Annotated in this window: 4 protein-coding genes; all 4 read left to right on the top strand. The window is 60.9% G+C overall.

Annotation, left to right across the window (positions count from 1 at the left end):
• Positions 1 to 1087: glycosyltransferase (locus VIW95_RS10615; RefSeq protein WP_331586206.1), on the top strand; the 1087-nt coding region annotated here is incomplete at its 5' end.
• 20 nt (positions 1088 to 1107) lie between these two features.
• Positions 1108 to 2877 (top strand): carbamoyltransferase family protein, encoded by a 1770-nt coding sequence (locus VIW95_RS10610; protein ID WP_331586204.1) that lies wholly within the window; start codon positions 1108 to 1110, stop codon positions 2875 to 2877.
• Positions 2878 to 2945: 68 nt separating this feature from the next.
• Complete coding sequence (locus tag VIW95_RS10605; RefSeq protein WP_331586202.1) at positions 2946 to 3968, top strand: NAD-dependent epimerase/dehydratase family protein; 1023 nt, start codon at positions 2946 to 2948, stop codon at positions 3966 to 3968.
• Positions 3969 to 3977: 9 nt separating this feature from the next.
• Positions 3978 to 4557 (top strand): glycosyltransferase (locus VIW95_RS10600; RefSeq protein ID WP_331586200.1); only part of this gene is annotated, 580 nt, incomplete at its 3' end.

Genomic DNA, 4557 nt, shown 5'->3' with positions numbered 1-4557 from the left:
GCATCTGTCGCGCGCGGGCGCGTCGGTCCGGGTGTTGACTACTGATGCGAACGGATGGGGACAGCGGCTGGACGCGGCGGCGATGGCGGCATACGCGCATCGCGACGGAATCGAAGTTCGCTACTGCGCGCGCGTCGCACGGCAAGCCGTGTCGCCCGAGCTGCTCGGAGCGTTGGCGGAACAGATGCGGTGGGCCGACGTAGTTCATCTGCACGCGGCGTACTCGTTTCCCACGATTCCAACGCTGCTCGCCGCGCGTTTGCTAAAGCGTCCAGTGGTATGGACTCCGCACGGCGCGCTGCAGCGCTGGCGCGGCTCGCGTCGCGTGGGCTTCAAGTCGATGTGGGAGAAGGTATGTATCGCAGTTGCGTCACGGCAATTAATGCTCCACCTGACTTCGGACGAGGAAGTCGCGGAAACGCGCGCAAGGTTTCCGCGTGCCAATCTTGAACTGATTCCCAACGGCGTCGAGCTCCCCGATACGCTTCATCGCGAGCCGCGCGGCGCGCGGCTTCGGCTCGGGTTTGTCGGCCGCCTCGATCCGAAGAAGGGAATTGAAAATCTGCTCGTCGCCTGCCGCATCGTGAAGGAGCGGAGCGTGGTGGATTTTTCACTCACGATCGCGGGTTCGGGCTCGAGCGAGTACGAAGCAAAACTTCGCGGCGAGATCAGTCGTTTGGAGCTGGGCAGCGAGGTCGCTCTGCTCGGTGACATTCGCGGCAAAGAAAAACAGCGGATGTTCGAGCAGACTGACGTCGTCGTGGTGCCGTCGTTCACCGAGAGTTTCGCGATCGTCGTAGCCGAGGCGCTCGCGCATGGCGCCGCAGTGATTGCGAGCACCGGCACACCGTGGAAGGAAGTCGAGCGCGTCGGCTGCGGACTGTGGGTTAACAACGATCCGGCGAGCATCGCGGATGCAATCATCAAGATTAATTCAATGCCAATCGCCGAGATGGGCGACCGCGGACGGCGCTGGATGGCCGCAGATTTTTCGTGGGAGAAATGCGCGTCGGAGATGATCGCGCTCTACAAGAGCGTACTGACACAGAGTGGCGATCGATGCCTGACCGCAGCGCATCAGATGTAAGATCACGGTCGCGGTCGAAAATGTTAATCGTTGGAATCAATGCCTATCACGGCGACGCCAGTGCGGCTGCGATCGTGGACGGCAAGCTCGTCGCGGCCGCGGAAGAGGAGCGTTTCACGCGCATCAAACATGCGGCAGGGTTTCCGGCCGAGGCATTGAGGTACGTGGTGAAGGCGGCGGCCGCTTCGTCGAGCGATATCGATATGTTGGCCGTGGCGCGCGATCCGTGGGCGCGAATCATGCGCAAGGCGTGGCATGCGCTGAAGATGCCGTTGGTCGCGCGCGATCGCCTGAGCGCGCAATCGCACTTTGCGTCGATCGGCGCGGAGGCCGCGCGCGCTCTGGGAGCGGGCGAGGGCTCTATCCCGGTGGGGCGCGTCGAGCATCATCGCGCGCATCTCGCAAGTTCGTTCCTGGTTTCGCCGTTCGACGAGGCGGCGCTATTTTCGATCGACGGGTTGGGCGACTTTGCCAGCGCGATGTGGGGAGTGGGACGCGGCGGCACAATTTCGCCGATGGGCGTCGTGACGTTTCCGCATTCGCTCGGAATGTTCTACACCGCGCTGACGCAGTACCTGGGATTTCCGAAGTACGGCGACGAATACAAGGTGATGGGGCTGGCGTCCTACGGGGAGCCGGAGATGGTCGAAGAGTTTCGCAAGATCGTGATCGCGCCGAACGGCGGGCGGATGGATTTCATGCTCGCGCCGGAATATTTCACCTACCAGAAGACGGGCGCCGAGATGACGTGGGGCGCAGGCGAGCCGACGATCGGAAGGCTGTACTCGAACTTCCTGGCGACCCGGCTGGGCGCGGTGCGCGATCCGGCGGAGCCGGTGGACAAGCGGCATATGGTGATCGCGGCGTCGATGCAGCGGCGGCTCGAGGAAGTGATAATCGATCGATTGCGAAGCCTGCGGCGCGCGACTGGACTCAGGAAGCTGTGCCTTGCGGGAGGAGTCGCCTACAACTGCGTCGTCAACGGCAAGATCCTGGAGCACACCGGCTTCGAGGACATCTACATACAGTCGGCGGCGGGCGACGCGGGACTGGCTATAGGTGCGGCGTTCGATCAATGGCACTCGAGCGCGCACCGCGAGCGCGAATTCGTGATGGAGCACGCGAACTGGGGGCCGGAATTCCGCGACGATGAAATCGCCGCAATACTCAGTTCGCGGGAATCTGAAATAGCCAGTCAGGGTTGCGTGATTAGCAAGATCGAGAATGAAGATGAACTTTGCCGGACGACTGCGGCGACCATCGCCGATGGGCTCGTCGTGGGATGGTTCCAGGGGCGGATGGAGTGGGGTCCGCGTGCGCTGGGCAACCGCAGTATCCTGGCCGATCCGCGGCGGGTCGAGATGCGCGACATTTTGAACTCGAAAATCAAGCGCCGCGAGATGTTCCGGCCGTTCGCGCCTTCAATTCTTGAGGAAGCCGCCGGCGACTACTTCACGCAATCCTATCCGTCACCGTTCATGTTGATGGCGTATTCGGTGCGGCCCGAGAAGCGCGCGGCGATTCCCGCCACCACTCATGTCGACGGGACGGGACGTTTGCAGACCGTGAATCCACGGCAGAACCCGCTCTACTACAAACTGATCCGCGAGTTCGGGCGTCAGACGGGAGTGCCGGTGCTGCTCAACACTTCGTTCAATGAAAACGAGCCAGTAGTCTGCCGCCCGGAAGAAGCGCTCGATTGCTTTCTCAGAACCAAAATGGATCTGTTGGTGATGGGGCAATACACCGTTCGCCGGAACGACGAAAATCAGCTATCGTCGTACCGCTAGTAGTATTGTATGTCGGCTACGCGTGACAAAGCAGGCTTAGTCTCACGCACAGCCGAGTGGGAGTTTTAATGAAGAGAGTCCTGGTCACGGGAGCCGGTGGCTTCATCGGCCACCATCTTGTGAGTTATCTCAAGAAAAAGAGCTACTGGGTGCGCGGCGCGGATCTGAAATATCCGGAGTATGAGCCGAGCGCAGCGGATGACTTCGCGCTGCTGGACCTGCGCCGGTGGGATGACTGTCTGAAGGCCACCGACGGAATCGATGAGGTGTATGCGCTCGCCGCCGACATGGGTGGCATGGGTTTCATTTCGGCGCATCATGCGGAGATTCTTCGCAACAATTCGTTGATCAACATTCACACACTGGACGCAGCGCGACAAAGTGGCGTGACCCGTTACCTCTACGCTTCGTCCGCATGCGTTTATCCCGAATATCGGCAGACCGACGCGAACGTCACGGCGCTCAAAGAAGAAAACGCGTACCCGGCGCAGCCCCAGGACGCCTACGGTTGGGAGAAGCTTCTGACCGAGAGACTATGCACGCACTACCGGGAAGACTATGGTCTGGAGACGCGCATCGTGCGCTTCCACAACATCTTTGGCCCGCTCGGCACCTGGGATGGCGGCCGCGAGAAGGTGCCGGCGGCTCTGTGCCGCAAGGTGTCGCTCGCCAGGCATAGCGGCAATTTCGAGATCGAGATCTGGGGCGATGGGGAGCAGACGCGCTCCTTTTGTTACATCGACGATTGCGTAGACGGCATTTACCGGCTGATGCGCTCGCAGTACAGGGAGCCGCTCAACCTTGGCCAGGATCGACCTGTGACTATCAACGAGCTCGCGGATATGGTCGCTGCAGTGGCCGGGATCAAAATAACCGTGAAGCACGTGCCGGGGCCGCAAGGCGTGCGCGGCCGCAATTCTGACAACACGCGCCTGCGCGAAGTCCTCAAATGGGAGCCGCGGATCAGCCTGGAACAAGGTCTCAAACACACCTATCAATGGATCGACCGCCAGGTGCACGCGGCTGAGCGTCGTGGCGGATCAGTATCATTGCAGAATCCATCGAGCGCGGGGCGTCGAGCGTCCGTATAGTAGTTGCGTATGGCACGCGCAGAAAAACAAAGCGCTTTTTCAGCGGCACCGGCCGAATCGGTCAGCGAGTTGGATTATTTCGAAGTAGCCCGCGAGCGCGAACGTACCGCCGAGTCGAATATTCCGATTAGCCGCACGCGAGTATTGTTCCTGAACCGTTCGTTCTGGCCTGACCGCGAAGCGACCGGTCAATTCCTCACAGAGCTTTGTGACGACCTTTCGCTGGATCATGAAATTACCATAGTGGCCGGACCGTCCTATCACGCGGAGGACAACGGCCCCCGCGGCTTTCGTTTGTGGTCGCGTGACCGCCGCGGCAAAGTTACGATCATCCGCACCTGGGGCACGAGATTTTCAAAATCGAATTTGGCTGGTCGATTAGTCAATCTGGGGACCTACTACCTATTGGCGGCAATAGTGACATTCCGGTTGCCGCGACCGGACGTGATAGTCGCAGCGACCGATCCCCCGCTTCTCGGCGCGCTGGCGGCAGTGCTCAAACGCCGATGGGGATGCCGGCTGGTTTACAACGTGCGGGATCTTTATCCAGACATCGCGGAAGTGACCGGCGGCGTGCGCAGTCCGTTCC

It is taken from the genome of Binatus sp. (SeqCode), from assembly GCF_036522015.1.
Taxonomy (GTDB): domain Bacteria; phylum Desulfobacterota; class Binatia; order Binatales; family Binataceae; genus Binatus.
Note: the sequence above shows the minus strand (reverse complement) of the source record. Positions and strands in the feature narration are given on the sequence as shown.